Source organism: Martinezella lusitana, assembly GCF_016901135.1.
Taxonomy (GTDB): Bacteria; Pseudomonadota; Alphaproteobacteria; order Rhizobiales; family Rhizobiaceae; genus Rhizobium; species Rhizobium lusitanum_D.
In genome coordinates this window covers 180000-195193 of the sequence record NZ_JAFEVL010000062.1, presented here as the reverse complement: position 1 = coordinate 195193, position 15194 = coordinate 180000, and the positions used below count along the sequence as shown (strand labels likewise).

General features: G+C 60.0%; 15 protein-coding genes and 1 tRNA gene. 3 read left to right on the top strand and 13 right to left on the bottom strand.

Features of this window, described 5'->3' with window-relative positions:
* Positions 1-149 precede the first annotated feature (149 nt).
* The 3 genes from JTP94_RS27345 to tesB all read right to left on the bottom strand — a co-directional run bounded on the left by JTP94_RS27345 (position 150) and on the right by tesB (position 3064).
* Complete coding sequence (locus tag JTP94_RS27345) at positions 150-1586, bottom strand: ammonium transporter (protein WP_204853541.1); 1437 nt, start codon at positions 1584-1586, stop codon at positions 150-152.
* Between the two features lie 28 nt (positions 1587-1614).
* On the bottom strand, positions 1615-1965 hold the full coding sequence (locus JTP94_RS27340) for a P-II family nitrogen regulator (RefSeq protein ID WP_271025411.1): 351 nt from the start codon (positions 1963-1965) through the stop codon (positions 1615-1617).
* 214 nt (positions 1966-2179) lie between these two features.
* Positions 2180-3064 carry an acyl-CoA thioesterase II gene (tesB, locus tag JTP94_RS27335; RefSeq protein ID WP_204853539.1) on the bottom strand — a complete coding sequence of 295 codons (885 nt, stop codon included), beginning with the start codon at positions 3062-3064 and terminating at the stop codon, positions 2180-2182.
* An 83-nt stretch (positions 3065-3147) separates the two neighbouring features.
* On the opposite strand from tesB, the gene JTP94_RS27330 reads away from it, so the two are divergent.
* Complete coding sequence (locus JTP94_RS27330) at positions 3148-4362, top strand: ubiquinone biosynthesis hydroxylase (protein ID WP_204853538.1); 1215 nt, start codon at positions 3148-3150, stop codon at positions 4360-4362.
* A 160-nt stretch (positions 4363-4522) separates the two neighbouring features.
* A complete protein-coding gene (locus JTP94_RS27325) occupies positions 4523-4996 on the top strand; it encodes a VOC family protein (protein ID WP_204853537.1) in 474 nt (157 codons plus the stop codon).
* A 117-nt stretch (positions 4997-5113) separates the two neighbouring features.
* On the opposite strand, the gene JTP94_RS27320 is transcribed toward JTP94_RS27325, so the two are convergent.
* From JTP94_RS27320 to JTP94_RS27305, 4 genes are all read right to left on the bottom strand, one after another.
* Positions 5114-5302 (bottom strand): Trm112 family protein, encoded by a 189-nt coding sequence (locus JTP94_RS27320; protein WP_034481561.1) that lies wholly within the window; start codon positions 5300-5302, stop codon positions 5114-5116.
* A gap of 10 nt (positions 5303-5312) precedes the next feature.
* Entirely contained in the window at positions 5313-5972 is a 660-nt protein-coding gene (locus tag JTP94_RS27315) for an LON peptidase substrate-binding domain-containing protein (RefSeq protein ID WP_409456637.1), read from the bottom strand.
* Between the two features lie 232 nt (positions 5973-6204).
* Positions 6205-7179, bottom strand: a complete 975-nt coding sequence (gene trxA, locus JTP94_RS27310; RefSeq protein ID WP_204853535.1) for a thioredoxin — start codon at positions 7177-7179, stop codon at positions 6205-6207.
* Between the two features lie 157 nt (positions 7180-7336).
* Positions 7337-7846, bottom strand: coding sequence for a prolyl-tRNA synthetase associated domain-containing protein (locus JTP94_RS27305; protein ID WP_204853534.1), 510 nt, complete (start codon positions 7844-7846; stop codon positions 7337-7339).
* A 244-nt stretch (positions 7847-8090) separates the two neighbouring features.
* Between JTP94_RS27305 and JTP94_RS27300 the strand changes: the two genes are divergently transcribed.
* Positions 8091-8165 (top strand) — tRNA-Gly (locus JTP94_RS27300).
* 299 nt (positions 8166-8464) lie between these two features.
* Here the strand turns inward: JTP94_RS27300 and JTP94_RS27295 are convergent.
* From JTP94_RS27295 to JTP94_RS27270, 6 genes are all read right to left on the bottom strand, one after another.
* Complete coding sequence (locus JTP94_RS27295; protein ID WP_204853533.1) at positions 8465-9529, bottom strand: ABC transporter ATP-binding protein; 1065 nt, start codon at positions 9527-9529, stop codon at positions 8465-8467.
* 29 nt (positions 9530-9558) lie between these two features.
* A complete protein-coding gene (locus JTP94_RS27290) occupies positions 9559-10413 on the bottom strand; it encodes a sugar phosphate isomerase/epimerase (RefSeq protein WP_204853532.1) in 855 nt (284 codons plus the stop codon).
* A gap of 38 nt (positions 10414-10451) precedes the next feature.
* Entirely contained in the window at positions 10452-11699 is a 1248-nt protein-coding gene (locus JTP94_RS27285) for an ROK family transcriptional regulator (protein ID WP_204853531.1), read from the bottom strand.
* Between the two features lie 148 nt (positions 11700-11847).
* The gene (locus JTP94_RS27280; protein WP_204853530.1) at positions 11848-12690 is read right to left on the bottom strand and encodes a carbohydrate ABC transporter permease; all 843 of its coding nucleotides are present in this window, start codon (positions 12688-12690) and stop codon (positions 11848-11850) included.
* On the bottom strand, positions 12687-13616 hold the full coding sequence (locus JTP94_RS27275; protein WP_204853529.1) for a carbohydrate ABC transporter permease: 930 nt from the start codon (positions 13614-13616) through the stop codon (positions 12687-12689). Before JTP94_RS27275 ends, JTP94_RS27280 begins: the two co-directional genes overlap by 4 nt.
* Positions 13617-13773: 157 nt before the next feature.
* Positions 13774-15072, bottom strand: a complete 1299-nt coding sequence (locus tag JTP94_RS27270; protein WP_204853528.1) for an extracellular solute-binding protein — start codon at positions 15070-15072, stop codon at positions 13774-13776.
* Positions 15073-15194: the final 122 nt, after the last annotated feature.

Genomic DNA, 15194 nt, shown 5'->3' with positions numbered 1-15194 from the left:
CAACAGCTTTTGCAGCCGCCTATCGTGGCCCACAAATAAAAAGGGCCCGAACCGAGGTTCGGGCCAAGAGCGGCCTATTTGCGATGAAATACGCCGCGACGGGATGTTTAGCGATGCCGGAGGCGTTACTCCGGCATCGCAAGCTGTGATCAGGAATTGTGGTATGCAGCTTCGCCGTGGGAAGCGAGGTCGAGACCTTCGCGCTCGGCTTCCGGGGTAGCGCGCAGACCAACGACGATGTCGACGACCTTGTAGAGGATGGCCGAACCAACACCCGACCAGATGAGTGTCGTCAGAACGCCCTTGAGCTGAGCCAGGAGTTGCGTGGCGGTGCCCGGATAGGAGGCGGCAAAATCCGCCGTGGAATAATCGACGATGCCTGCGCCGCCAAGCGCCGGGTTGACGAGAATACCGGTCATCAGAGCGCCGAAGATACCGCCGATGCAGTGGACACCGAAAACATCGAGGCTGTCGTCGTAGTTGAACTTGTTCTTCACGACATCAACGAAGAAGTAGCAAAGCGGCGAAACCAGCAGACCGAGGACGATCGAGCCCATCGGACCGGCATAGCCGGCAGCCGGTGTGACGGCAACCAGACCGGCAACGGCGCCGGAAGCAGCACCCAACATCGAAGCCTTGCCGCGCGTGAAGGTTTCAACGACGCCCCAGGAGAGAGCGGCCGCTGCGGTGGCGACGAAGGTATTGATCATCGCAAGCGAGGCGTAGGCGTTGGCTTCCAGGTTCGAACCAGCATTGAAGCCGAACCAGCCGACCCACAGCAACGATGCGCCAACCATGGTGAGCGTCATCGAATGCGGAGCCATGATCTCCTTCTTATAGCCGATGCGCTTGCCAAGCATGATCGCGCCCACCAGGCCGGCGATACCGGCATTGATGTGAACGACCGTGCCGCCAGCGAAGTCGATGGCGCCGAAGCCGAAGACCATACCGGACGGAGCGCTGTAGGCGCTCGGACCACCCCAGAACCAGACCATATGGGCGATCGGGAAGTAGATGAAAGTGACCCAGAGGAAGACGAAGAGCATGACGGCCGAGAACTTGATGCGCTCGGCAAAGGCGCCGACGATCAGAGCCGGCGTGATGCAGGCGAAGGTCATCTGGAAGCAGACATAGGTCAGCTCAGGGATGCCGACACCCTTGGAGAAGGTTTCGACGAGATCCTTCGGATCGGTACTGACGCCGGAAAGAAAGGCCTTGGAGAAGCCGCCGACGAAGCTGTTCAGCGAGCCGCCATCGGTGAAGGCGAGCGAATAGCCGTAGACGCACCAGATAATCATGACCAATGCGGTGATCATGAAGACCTGCATGAGGACGGAGAGCATGTTCTTGGCGCGGACGAGACCGCCGTAGAAGAGCGCCAGACCCGGAATGGTCATCAGGAGAACCAGAACCGTGGAAACCAGCATCCAGGTATTATCACCCTTGTCCATGGTGATCGCCGGAGCCGGAGCCGCAGCCGCGGCAGCCGGCGCAGCTTGCTGCGCAAAGGCAATCGCCGGCGCGAGCAAGGCCGCAGAAAGCGTACCCACCCGTGCAAGAGTGGAGGAAAACTTGGTAGATGTCATTGCAAATAACTCCCTGATCAGCCGTGTCTTACAGCGCTTCTGAATCGGTTTCGCCCGTACGGATGCGCACGGCATGGTCAATCGAATAGACAAAAATCTTGCCGTCGCCGATCTGCCCGGTCTTGGCGGCGGCCGCGATGGCCTCGACGGCTCTGTCGACGATTTCGGATGCGACCGCGACTTCGATCTTCAGCTTCGGCAGGAAGCTGACGGCATATTCGGTGCCGCGATAGATCTCGGTATGCCCCTTCTGGCGCCCGTAGCCTTTCACTTCGGTCACAGTCAGGCCCTGGATGCCGACAGCCGTGAGGGCCTCACGGACCTCATCGAGCTTGAACGGCTTGATAATGGCCATCACAATTTTCATCTGGTTTCCCATCCTTTGTTTACCCTCGGCATGGAGCCGACTCTCCTTGCCGCCGACGAATGTTTCAGCAGCGACCGTGGGTACACATTCAAGGGGCGTGCCAGATTCGTGACACAATTATAACATATTGAAATCTAAGAGATTTATTGAATAAACCCAATAAAGCGGCAGTTCGTGGCGCGGCATATGCACAAATAAAGTGCATTTTTATAAATTTGCACTTTATTTAATCATTTGCCTTTTTACGAATCAGGCCCTCTTGCGCGACAGACGCAATCAAGACACCGGATCGCGTAAACAGGCTGCCGCGGGTGAAGCCGCGCGCGCCGGAGGCGCTGGGGCTTTCCTGGCTGTAGAGCAGCCAGTCGTCCAGCTTGAACGGGCGGTGAAACCACATGGCATGGTCGAGGCTCGCCACCTGGATGCCCTGATCCAGAACCGATGTGCCATGCGCGTTGAGCGCGACGTCGAGCAGCGTCATATCCGAAAGATAGGCGAGCACGGCGTTGCGATAGAGCCGGTCGTCCGGCACGGGGCCGGTCAGGCGCACCCAGATATTCTGCCGCTGGCTCGGCTGCGAGCGGGAGAAATAGCTCTCGATCGACACCGGCCGGATTTCGATTGCCCGCTTGCGCTCCCAATAGCGGCGCACGTTCTCGGGCGCATGGGCGAGATAGCGCTCCTTGACCTGCTCCTCATTCATCAGCTCTTCCGGCATAGGGACTTGCGGCATCTCTCCCTGATGCTCGAAGCCGGGCTCGTCGAACTGGAAGGAGGCCGTCAACGCAAAGATCGCCTTGCCATGCTGAACTGCCAGCACGCGCCTTGTGTTGAAACTGGAACCGTCGCGCAGCCGATCGACCTGGTAGAGGATCGGAACCGCGGGATCGCCCGGCAGCATGAAATAGGCATGCAGGGAATGCACGAAGCGATCGTCCGCCACCGTCCTTTGCGCCGCCATCAGCGCCTGGCCTATGACCTGCCCGCCGAACACGCGCTGCCAGCCGACCTGCGGGCTGTTGCCGCGAAACAGGTTCATTTCGATCGTTTCCAGATCGAGCGTCGCAAGCACGGCTTCCATGGGGGTCGGCTTCTCGGTCTCTCGCGACATTTTGCTTGAACTCCGATGGTAGGAACCACGAACGGGATGCTCTATATAGAACAGGAAGTGACGGTAGGACACAGGGAAGCGCTATGTTGGACATGCTGGTAGTGGGTGGCGGATATGTGGGTCTTGCCGCTGCGGTCGCCGTCAAGCAGGCAGCCCCCCATCTCGACGTCATGATCGTGGAAGCCGCTCCGGAAACTGCGTGGAAGAAGGACATGCGCGCCTCGGCGGTCATCGCTGCCGCCTCGAAGATGCTGGAAGTCCTGGGCGTCTGGGACGAGATCGCGCCGGAAGCAGAACCGATTACCCGCATGATCGTCACCGATTCGCGCACCAGCGATCCCGTGCGCCCTGTCTTTCTGACCTTTGACGGGGAGGTGGCCGAAGGCCAGCCTTTTGCCCACATGGTGCCGAACCTTGCCATGGTCGCCGCGTTGCGCGGTGCGTGCGAACGCCTTGATATCACGATCAGCCACGGCCTCAGCGCCACGGGATTCGTGACCGACGATGCCAAGGTCGCGCTGACCCTCTCGGACGGCAGCGTGCTGGAAACGCGCCTCCTAGTCGCCTGCGACGGCGTGCGTTCCAAGCTGCGCGACATGGCAGGCATCAAGACCGTCAACTGGGACTATGGCCAGTCCGGCATCGTCGTGACCGTCGAGCATGAGCGCCCGCATGGCGGCTGTGCCGAGGAGCATTTCCTGCCCTCCGGCCCCTTTGCCATCCTGCCACTCAAGAACAACCGCTCGTCCCTCGTCTGGACCGAGCGCACCGCCGATGCCAACCGGCTGGTCGCCTCAGACGATCTCGTGTTCGAAGAGGAGCTGGAGCGCCGCTTCGGCCACAAGCTCGGTACGCTGCACGCCGTCGGCGACCGTCGCGCCTTTCCGCTCGGCCTGACGCTTGCCCGCGCCTTCGTCGCGCCGCGCTTCGCGCTCGCCGGCGACGCGGCCCATGGCATCCACCCGATCTCCGGCCAGGGCCTCAATCTTGGCTTCAAGGATGTGGCAGCCCTTGCCGAAACCGTCGTCGAAGCCGACCGCCTCGGCCTCGACATCGGTTCGATCAACATCCTCGAGCGCTACCAGACCTGGCGGCGCTTCGACACCTTCCGCATGGGGGTGACCACCGACGCCCTGAACCGGCTGTTTTCCAACGACATCACGCCATTGCGCGTCGCCCGCGATTTCGGGCTTGGGATCGTCGACCGGCTGCCGAGCCTGAAGTCCTTCTTCATGGGCCAGGCCGCTGGCACGGCCGCCAAGGACAATCCGCGGCTGCTCGCCGGAGAGGCCATCTGAACGGCCGAAGCCGAAATCTCCATCGGCATGCCTGCCGTCGGCTCGAAGCGGGCACTTCGACCGCTTTAAAGGCGTAAAATCGCTTCCATGGACTGGAGAAAGACGGTTTGCCTCTTATTTCAGCAGGGGATGGGAAACCAAAGAGCGAAAGGACCACGCAATGGCAAAGAACACGATCTGCGTATGGTATGACAAAGACGCCGAGGCCGCCGCCCGCTTCTACGCCGAGACCTTTCCCGACAGCGCAGTCGGTGCCATCATCCGCGCACCCGGAAACTATCCTGACGGTAAGCAGGGAGACGTATTGGTCGTTGAATTCACGGTTGCCGGTATTCCTTGCATCGGCCTGAACGGCGGCACCGCGTTTACACACAGTGAAGCCTTCTCATTTCAGATCGCAACGGACGATCAGGAAGAAACCGACCGCTACTGGAACGCCATTGTCGGCAATGGTGGCCGGGAAAGCAACTGCGGCTGGTGCAAGGACAAATGGGGTGTGTCCTGGCAGATCACGCCGCGCGTCCTGACTGAAGCGCTCGCGGTAGGCGGCGATCAGGCAAAGCGTGCTTTCGATGCGATGATGACCATGAATAAGATCGACGTCGGGATGATCGAAGCGGCGCGGCGCGGCTGAGGCACCATCGCCTCGGACGGCTTTTTGCCGGAGCCTCCGCTTCCGGCGCAAACTTGCCTCCCTCCGGTCTGTGAGAATGCGGCGGCACTTGCTCCTAATTCCGAGGGAGAGCGGACCTCAGTCCTCGATGCGACGCGCTTCCGAGATCAGCATGATCGGAATGCCGTCGCGGATCGGGTAGGCGAGACGCGCCTTTTCGGAGATCAGCTCGTTCTTTTCCCGATCGTAGCTGAGCCGCCCCTTGGTGAGCGGGCAGACGAGCAGGTCAAGCAGTTTCGGATCCACCTTGCTGACCGTGATATCCATCAGCAAATTCCTATTGCATCATGGAATCGGTGTCGCCCGAGCCGGCGAGCACGATCTTGACGATGGCGATGAAGGTCTCGGCCCGGGTCTTCAGGTCCGGCGCCTCCAGAAGCGCCTGTTTCTCGGCGGGATCGAAGGGCGCCATCATCGCCAGCGAATTGACCAGCATCATATTGCTCGCCCGCTCCACGCTTTCCCAATCCGCGTCCAGCTTATTGGCATCCAGATAGGCCCGGAAAACCGACAGCAGCTCGGAACGATCGACCGTATCCTCTTCATCGCGCGACTTGAGGTCGGCAATGAAGGGCGTGATGCGGAAGCTGCGATAGGGCTGGTGGCCGATGACTTCATCCATCAGCCGGAAGCGGCAGATGCCGGTCAACGACGCGATATAGCGACCATCGCCGGTTTCCGCGATCGAGGTGATGCGCCCAAGGCAGCCGACATGCGATAGATGAGAAGAATCCGCCGGCTCGCCCAGCGCCGGCTGCACCATCCCGATCAACCGGTTTCCGGCGATGGCCGTGTCGAACATGGCGAGATAGCGTGGCTCGAAAATATTGAGCGGCAGCTGCGCGCCGGGCAGCAGCAAGGCACCAGACAAAGGAAAGACGACCACAGTTTCAGGCAGATCGCTCGGCTTCAGATATCTGGCATTTCCGACTTGCATGTTTTCCATCCCGCTAGATCACTGCGCCACGCGCCGCAGTGGGCCGCGCAGGGAACGACACACAGTCGCGGCCGTGCCCCATCTCACGCCGCGCCAGTGGACAATGTGGCCCCATCTGCCGAAAACACAAGAGTATTTCGAGTCAAAACGGCGATACCTCCCGCTTCCCCTCCACCCACGACCGCCGCTTGGCGGACTGTCGCAAGGGAGGTTTGGCGCAAGCATTGCACGCTCAGGAAAACAGGATCGATGAAAGTTTACGGCGGGCGGCGATCGTTGCCGGATCCTTCGGCCCCCAGACGTCGAAGAACTCCAGCAACTGACGGCGTGCGCCATCATCGTCGAAGCTGCGGTCTCGACGCATGATAAGAAGCAGATGTTCGGCCGCCTCCTCCCGCTTGCCTTCGACGTTGCGGATCTTGGCGAGCTTGACGCGCTGCTCGTGATTGTCGGGATTGGTCGCCAGCTCCTGCTCGATCGCGACGGGGTCGCCGAGCTTGCGGGCTTCGTCGATCTGGTCGAGCTTCTTCACCACGGCCTGTATGCCGGCATCGTTGGCAAGCGTCTCGGGCAGGTCCGCCAATGCTTCGCGCGCCCGCTGGCTCTGGCCGGCGGCGATCATGCACTCCGCCATGCCGGCGAGCGCCTTGGGGTTTTCCGGATCGGCCTGCAGCACCGCGCCGAACAGTTCGGCCGCACCATTGATGTCGCCGGCTGCGAGCAGGCCGCCGGCTTCCTCGAGAACGGCCGCGATCTCGGCTGCCTGATCGTCGGCGCCGCCCGTGGGACCGCCGAGACGATCGATGAACTGGCGAACCTGGCTTTCGGGAACCGCACCCATGAAACCATCGGCCGGACGGCCATCGACGAAGGCGATAACAGCCGGGATCGACTGGATGCCGAGCTGGCCGGCGACGGACGGATGGTCGTCGATGTTCATCTTGACCAGCTTGACACGGCCATTGGCCTCATTGACGACCTTTTCGAGAACCGGCGTCAGCTGCTTGCACGGACCGCACCAGGGCGCCCAGAAATCGACAAGCACGGGCTGATTGCGCGACTCCTCGATGACATCCTTGGCGAAGGTCGCGGTCGTCGTGTCCTTGATCGGCGAAGCGCCGGATGCCGCAGGCGCAGCACCATAGGAGGCCGAGGCCGACATCTGTCCGCCGAAGGAAGCGTTGTAGGGATTGTTCGGACCACTCATGAGTATCTCCCGCCTGCCGGCATCCTAAACTTTAGAAGCATGATTTCCATGCAAGCCAACCGGCCCTGCATGACATCGCGCTCGATGAAATAGCTTAAGCGATCGGACCATTCGAAGAGAAGTCGGATCGCTCTGATCTTAGCGCTAAAATCGTACGTTAGCCCGTCACTTTCAAGACTAGCGGCACATGACCCGTCGCTTCCATGAAACGCAAGAGATCGGCGCTGGCAATCGACGTCGTCGCATCGTTCGACAAGGGATGGCAATTGACGATGTCATGCGCCATCAGATCGGCATCGAGGACGAAGGTGACATTCTTTTCGGTATCGTTGATCGCGCCGAACGCCGTCACCGAGCCGGGAGCAACGCCCAAATATTCCATCAGCTTTTCCGGTTTGCCGAAGGAGACCTTGCTGGCGGCGCCGATCAGCGTATGCACCGTCTTCAGATCCACTGCCGCGTTTTCCTCGACGGTCAACAGGAAGAAATTGTCCTTCTTGTCCTTCACGAACAGGTTCTTCGTATGGCCGCCGGGGATCTCGTCCCGCAACGACACCGATTCGGCGACGGTGAAGACCGGGGCGTGATCCTTGGTGCTGTGGGCAATGCCGAGACCATCCAGGAAACGGAAAAGATCGTCGCGGTCTTTCGGGTTGGTCTCGGTCATGGCGTCTCGCAATGGAAATGGCTCCGCCCCTGATACGTCGCCCATAATTCCATTGCAATCTTCCAGACGACGAAGACCGGCGTTTCCGGGCTTTCCGGCGGCTACCGAAAAGAACCCGCGATTTTTCTTCGCCAACTCGTCATTTCCTTGTTGCATTTGAAAAATGGTTAGGCCATATAGCGCCCGTCGCCGCAAGACGACGCCCAGCGGTCCAACACACTACCCCGGACCACTGTTGAAATGAGCGGGTGTAGCTCAGGGGTAGAGCACAACCTTGCCAAGGTTGGGGTCGAGGGTTCGAATCCCTTCGCCCGCTCCAGTTTCTCTTTTGTCCATACCGAAGACATAGGTAACAGTTTGTCCCTAAGACATGGGTGACAACCTCGTGCCGAACGGGTTGTCGATGGTTTGCAAAGTCCTCTGTTCCAAATCGATATAGCCCAGATCATTCATGCCTGATCGCAGCCGCGGCTCCAAACCCTGGCGTTCGCACGTCGAATTGACAATATCCGCAACCGCCAGCCTTCGACCGAACGGGCCGGTCGGCGGGTAGGAGAACGATGAACTGCGCGTATAAGCCGGCTGCGCGCCATGCCTCGCGCAGCGACAGCGAGACGTTCAATATGATGTCACGGCCTCGCCCGCCTCAAGACGGCTCCCTTCCCTGTCGAAGAGATGGATCGTCGGCCGGTTCGGCGAAACGTGCAGCAGGTCCCCGGGCTTCGCCTTGATCCTTTCCCGGAACACGCAACTGATCGTCTGTTCACCCAGCTTGGCCACGACGAGCGTTTCCGATCCCGTAGGCTCGACCACCACGATCGAGACAGGCACACCCGCTGGATCGAGCCGGATATCTTCGGGGCGAATCCCATACGTCACCGCCTCCGCCATCGTTCGGTCGCTTGGCAAGACCATGCCGTCTGCCGTCCGGAATCCCTCGGGCGTCATGGTTCCGTTGATGAAGTTCATCGCCGGCGAGCCGATGAAGCCGGCAACGAAGAGGTTGCCCGGCCGGTCGTAAAGGTCGAGCGGGGATCCGGATTGCTCGACGCGGCCATCCTTCATGACAACGATCTTGTCGGCCATCGTCATCGCCTCGATCTGGTCATGGGTGACGTAGATGGTGGTGGTTCTTAGGCGCTGATGAAGCTCCTTGATTTCCGAGCGCATTTGAACCCTCAGCTTGGCGTCGAGATTGGACAACGGCTCGTCGAACAGAAACACCGCCGGATCGCGAACAATGGCGCGGCCCATCGCGACGCGCTGGCGCTGTCCACCCGAAAGCTGCTTCGGATATCGTTCGAGGAGGGTTTCCAGCCCCAGGATCCGTGCAGCATTGCCGACACGAGCGGCAATATCGGTTCTCGGCATCCGCTTCAGCCGCAGCGAAAATCCCATGTTCTGAGCCACGGTCATATGCGGATAGAGCGCATAGTTCTGGAAGACCATGGCGATATCCCGGTCCTTCGGCGCCAGTTCATTGACGACATGCTTGCCGATATGGATCTCGCCCGATGTAATACCCTCCAGGCCGGCAATCATGCGCAGGAGCGTCGACTTCCCGCAGCCGGACGGTCCGACGAGGACGACGAACTCGCCGTCCTTTATATCGACGGACACCCCTTTGATCGCCTTGAACGCTCCATAGTCCTTACGCGCATTGTTGACCAAGACATGTGCCATTGCCATTCATCCTCCCGGGTTACAGGCCATTAGAGAGCGTCGATCACCCCTCGCAGATAGACGAGGCCTTGCCGCTCCCCCTCCTTGCGGGCTTCGAGATCCTTGCCCGGCCAGCCATAGGCGGCATCCTCATGTTCGATGGAGAGCGTTCCATCGAAGTTCGCGGTGCGCGCCTGGCGCAGGAACCGCGGCCAGTCGAGCACGCCCTTGCCGGGCAGCTTGTATTGCCACCATCCCTTGCCGTGGTAACCGACGGCCTGCTGCGCGGATGCATCGATCGCCGTGTCCTTGGCATGCAGGATAACAACCCGATCCAGGACCTCCTCCAGGGCCTTGTATGGGTCGATCCCGATGCGGATCAGATGCGATGGATCGAATTCGAGGCCGAAGCGGTGATCGGGAATTCTGTCGAAAAGCTCCCTCCAGCCACTTGGCGTCGTGCCGACGAAATTGTCGCGCGGACCCGGCCAGTTCTCAATGGCGAATATGAGCCCGCTCGATCGCGTCGCCGCGATCAGCCCATTGGCGTATTCGGCAAAGGCATCATAGTTTTCGGCGTCGCTTGCCGTATCGTCGCGCCCCGGAAAGATCACGAATATCGGAACGCCCGCCTCGCCGATCGCCTGTGCAAACTCCGCAGTCGTCGCATGGAGCTCAGCGCGGTTCGATGGATCGGGATCGAGCTGGTTGCCGAAATAGGCCACGGATGAGACGAAAAGATTGCGGCTGCGCGCCAGCGCGACGGCCCCGGCCACTTTCTCCGGCGATTGTATATGGCCCCTGACATCGATCTCGATTGCATCGAAGCCCGCGGCCGCCGCGAAGTCGACAACCTCCTCCAAAGGCCGATCATTGAATGTTGATGTGTAAAAACCGATCTTCATCGAAATCCTCCCTGATGATCTTGAATGGTCCTACGCGGTCAAACGGTCCATGAACTTGAACGATCCATAAACTTGAGCGGCGAACGGGTGCGCTGCGCGGGATTTGCCGAAGCAAGCATCAGCGCTGTTGCCATTGGCATTGCCGCTGCTCCCAATGCCGACGCATCCTCTCCCAGCGAGGCGCGGTGGATCGAGGGCAGATTGGCGTCCGATCGATGCAGATGTTCGTGTACGTAACGCAGCAATTCATCGACCATGCGGATTGGCAGCCTGCCTCCGACCAAGACGGCATCCGGATCGACGATCGCGCCGATATGCTTGACGGCGACGGCAAGATGAACGCTCATCTCCATCAGCCACTGCGAGACCAGCCGCCGCCCGTCGGAATCGAGGGCAACAAGATCCTGCGGCGTGCGGGCCTGCACACCGTGCTTTTCCAGAAAATCGTAGAGAAAAAACAGCGAGAAAATCTGGCCCAGAAGCTGCACCCGTGTGGCGCTGCTATGGGTGGAATCGACGATCGGCAACCAGCCGATCTCTCCGCTCAGACCCATCGCGCCGCGGTGGCCGTTGCCGTCCAGAACGAGGCCGCCGCCGGGGCAGGCGTTGATGGCGATGTAGAAGAAACTGTTGCTCTCCGCGCCAAGTCCGTATTCCAACTCGGCGAGCGCTGCGGCATTGGCCTCGTTTTCGATGAAAACCGGATGCGGCGTCAATCCTTCCAGCGCGGCGCGTACGTCGAACGCCGTCCATTCCTCATATTCCGGCGGCTTTCCAAGCAGCGAGATTTCGCCAAGCCAGTCGGGCATGGCCAGACCGATCCCGGCGAGGCGAGCCTCGTCGATCAGCCGGCTCCGCTGGAAATGGGAGATGGCATCGGCCGTGAGCTGCATGAATTCGCCGGGAAGGATGAAACGTTTCTCATAATTGACGCGCGCCCGAACGTTGCCGACCGCATCGACGGCAAGGATGGTCAGATGATCGCGATCGATGTTGACGCCGATCGCAAAATAGGCGTCGGGATTGATCTCCAGCTCGATTGCCGGCTGGCCCCTGAGGCCGTGCCGCCTGCGCGCCTCGATAATCAGGCCCTCATCCAGCAACCGATCGACGATCCGGGCAATCGCGGGCTTGGTGAAGCCGGTCTGGCGGGCAATTTCGGCGCGCGAAATCGGTGCCTGACGGTGAATGCACCGAAGCACGACGGCCCGGTTGTGCTCGCCGGCGTCCCCGACATTTGCGCCGGATAGGTTGAGAAAGATGTGCCCGTCGTCGGTCTGCGTCATGTTTGAATATTCCCTCGTCCGAAATCCTTACCCAGTTCGTTAGGGCAGTTCGGCTCGTCACGAAATCTCAAAACCGCTCCTTGTTGTTCGCAATCTCGCACGGAGAGCCGCTCAAGCGCTTTTCCTGGAATGACTTTGACCAACATCATCAGCCCTTTATCGCCCCGCTGGTCATCGCCCCAAGGATCAGCCGCTGCAGTGACAGGAAGGCGATGATCGCCGGTACAACGGAGATCAGGCAGGCGGCGGCCAGCAACTGGACGGAGGAATCGGTCTGCATTCCCTTGAAATTGAAGATTCCGACGCCAATCGGCATCAGATTGTTCTGCGTGAGAAGCAGAAACGGCACGAGGAATTGCGACCATCCCGCGATGACGGTGATGATGAAGACCGATGCGATCCCCGGTGCCGACAACGGCAGTATGATGCGCCAGAAAACCGAGAAACTGTTGCAGCCGTCGATCATCGCCGCTTCGTCGAGGCTGCGCGGTATCCTGTCCACCGCATTCTTCAACAACCACGTCGCCACCGGCACGCCGAGCGCGACATAGACCATGACTACGGCGAAATGCGTGTCGAGCAGGCCGAGCCGGTTCATATAGCGATAGAGAGGGACCATGATCACAAGCGGCGAGATCATCTGGAACATCAACAGCCCCATCATCGACAGGCCCTTGCCGCGGAACTGGAAGCGGGAAAAAGCATAGGCGGCCGGAAGCGCAACGATGAGAACGCCGAGGCCGCTTAAGGCCGCAAGCTTCAGGCCATTCCAGAGATAAAGTTGGAAATAGCTGTTGTTCAGCACGGTCACGAAATTCTCGAAGGTCGGATTGTTCGGGATGTACCTCGCAACGCCGCGATAGATTTCCCGACGGTCTCGCATCGCCATCGACAGCAGGTAGGAAAGCGGTCCGGCAAAGAAGACGAACATCACGAGCATGAAGAGATAGCTGATGAGATCGCCGAGGCGGCTGCCCGTTCTGACACTCATTGCTGTTCCTCCTTGGGCAGAAACGACGCGTAGACAAGGGCGAGACCGAGACTGATGAACAGCATCAGCACCGAAAGCACGCTGCCCCCGGACAGGTCATAATTCCTGAAGACGATATTGAAGACGTAGAGGGAGATGACTTCGGTTGCCCGCCCAGGGCCGCCGCCTGTCAGCGTGATGATGGCATCGAAGGTGTTGACCGTCATGATGGTGATGAGGATCATATTGACGAGAATGGCCGAACGCAGCTGCGGCAAGGTCACGAATATGAACCGTTGCCACCCTGTCGCGCCATCGACTTCCGCAGCCTCGTAGAGCGAGGGGTCGATGGCCTTCAACGCCGCATACATGACCACCATGGAGAAAGCCGTGCCGCGCCAGATGTTGGACAAGAGCGCCGACCAGGGCGCGATCGCCGGATCGGACAACCAGGCGACGGCGGGCAGATGCATGAGACGCAGGATACTGTTGAGGGCGCCATAGGGCGCCTCGGAAAACAGCATCTGCCAGATGATGCCGCCGGCAATCCCCGGCACGACCCAGGCGACCAGCGCTGTCGTCCGCAGGATGGCGGTGCCGAACAGGCCGCGGTGTTCGCCGCGAACGACGACCACGGCGACTGCAAGACCGAGAACCTGCTGCCCTACGACGCTGCCGCCGACAAAGACGAGGGTCGCCCAGAGAATGTCGGGAAGCTGCGGGGAGCTCAGGGTGTTGACGACGGAGTCCAGCGTGTATTGCTGGTTGTCGCCGATAAGGGTCGCGTTGGTCAGCGACAGGCGGAAGACGTCGAACACCGGATAGAGATAAAACAGGCCGATGACGATGATTGCCGGCATCATCCACGGCAGCGGCGCACCGGCAAAGCGACGCGCGAACGATCTGCTGGGCGACGGACTTGCTGCCTCAATTGCGATGGGACTCATGAGCTTCTCTATCCGCATTTTGATGGCGATTGACGACGCCCAGGGAGACATCGCCGCGGCTGGATCGGCTCAAACCATCACTGGGTCGCAGAGCCGATCCCTTCATCAAACAATCCCGGTCGGAAAGCCGCTTACGCTTTCGTCCGAATTGCTTCGGCTAGAGACGCTTGTAAGCCTCCATCGTCGCCTTAAAGGCAGCATCGAGCGCTTCTTCCGGCTGCTTGGTGCCGGAAAGGACGTCACCCATCATGATCTGGATCTGATTGGAGATCTCGGGATAGATCGGCACACCGGGCCGTGCTTGCCCGTCGGCCAATGCCTGAGAGAAGGTCTTGTTCGCATCCGTGGCGAAGACCGGATATTTATCGAATAGCGACTTCCTGGTCGGAAGCTGCTGCTGCAGTGCGTTTGCCGGGCCCATGTAGACCTCACGAGCGAGATTGGCGCACATCTCCACCTTGTCCTTGTCCTTGCTGAAGGCGGCAATCGTCCAGCCGCCGGTACCGGTAGAGCGGTGATCCGCTGTCGGGCCGGGGATCGGCGAAAACGTCCAGTTGTTGAAGTCGGCCTCGTCCAGCGTTGCCTTCAGCTGCGCATATTGCCAGTTGCCGCCGATAAAGAGCGCAGTCGTGCCGGCGGCAGCGGCAGCGTTCAGATCATCATAGTTGGCAATGGTGGTCACCCGCTTCGGCGCGGCGCCGGAAGCGACGAGATCCTTGTAGTAATTCAGAGCCTTGAGAAATTTCTCCTTGTTCTCCCCCTCGCCAAAGACAGGCTTGCCGCTGTCATCCACCAGCTTGCCGCCAAGGGCCCAGTAGTTTGCCAGCCAATCGAAAGTGGCTCCCTCGTAGCGGCCGCCATTGAAGATGACCCCTTCCATTCCCTGCTTGACGGAGGAGAGTGCCGCTGTCTTCAGGTCGTCCCAGGTCTTCGGCGCATCGGGAACGATGGACTTGTTGCGATAGAGCACGCGAAGATCCGTATCCCACCACCAGGCGCGGATCGTTCCGTCCTTGTCGAGGATGCCGGTGCGGATGAAAGGGAAGAGATCGGCGACTTCATCCTTTGAGAAATACGGCGTGAAATCGGCGAGGACGTGATTGACCATGAACTGCGACAGGACGAAGGAATCGACCGCCGCGCAATCCGGCGCATTCCCGGCCTTGGCCTGCTCGAGCATTTTCGCCTGCTCGGTGCCGATGTCTGTTGACATGAACTGCAGCTGCAGCTTCCAGTCCGGATGCTTTTTGATGAAGTCGACGAAGAGTTTCTGGTAACCGTCGGCAATCGCCGGATCGGCATTATTCGGGCTGTCGTTCGTCAGACGGACAACGAGCGTCTTGGGCGCATCGGCAAGGCCGATCCGGTCCTTCGTCGCCAATTCCTGTGCGAAGACGGCATGCACTGACAACAACGCCGAGCCCAGCGCAAGCGCGCTGACGGTTGCTCTGATCATGATGGGTCTCCTCCCCATTGTGAATGGATGCAGCCTGGTGGTCAGTTGACCTCTCCTCATTTCCATGCTGCATTAAATAGATTAAGTTACTTTGATTTGATGTCAAGCCACGGGATGGAGGA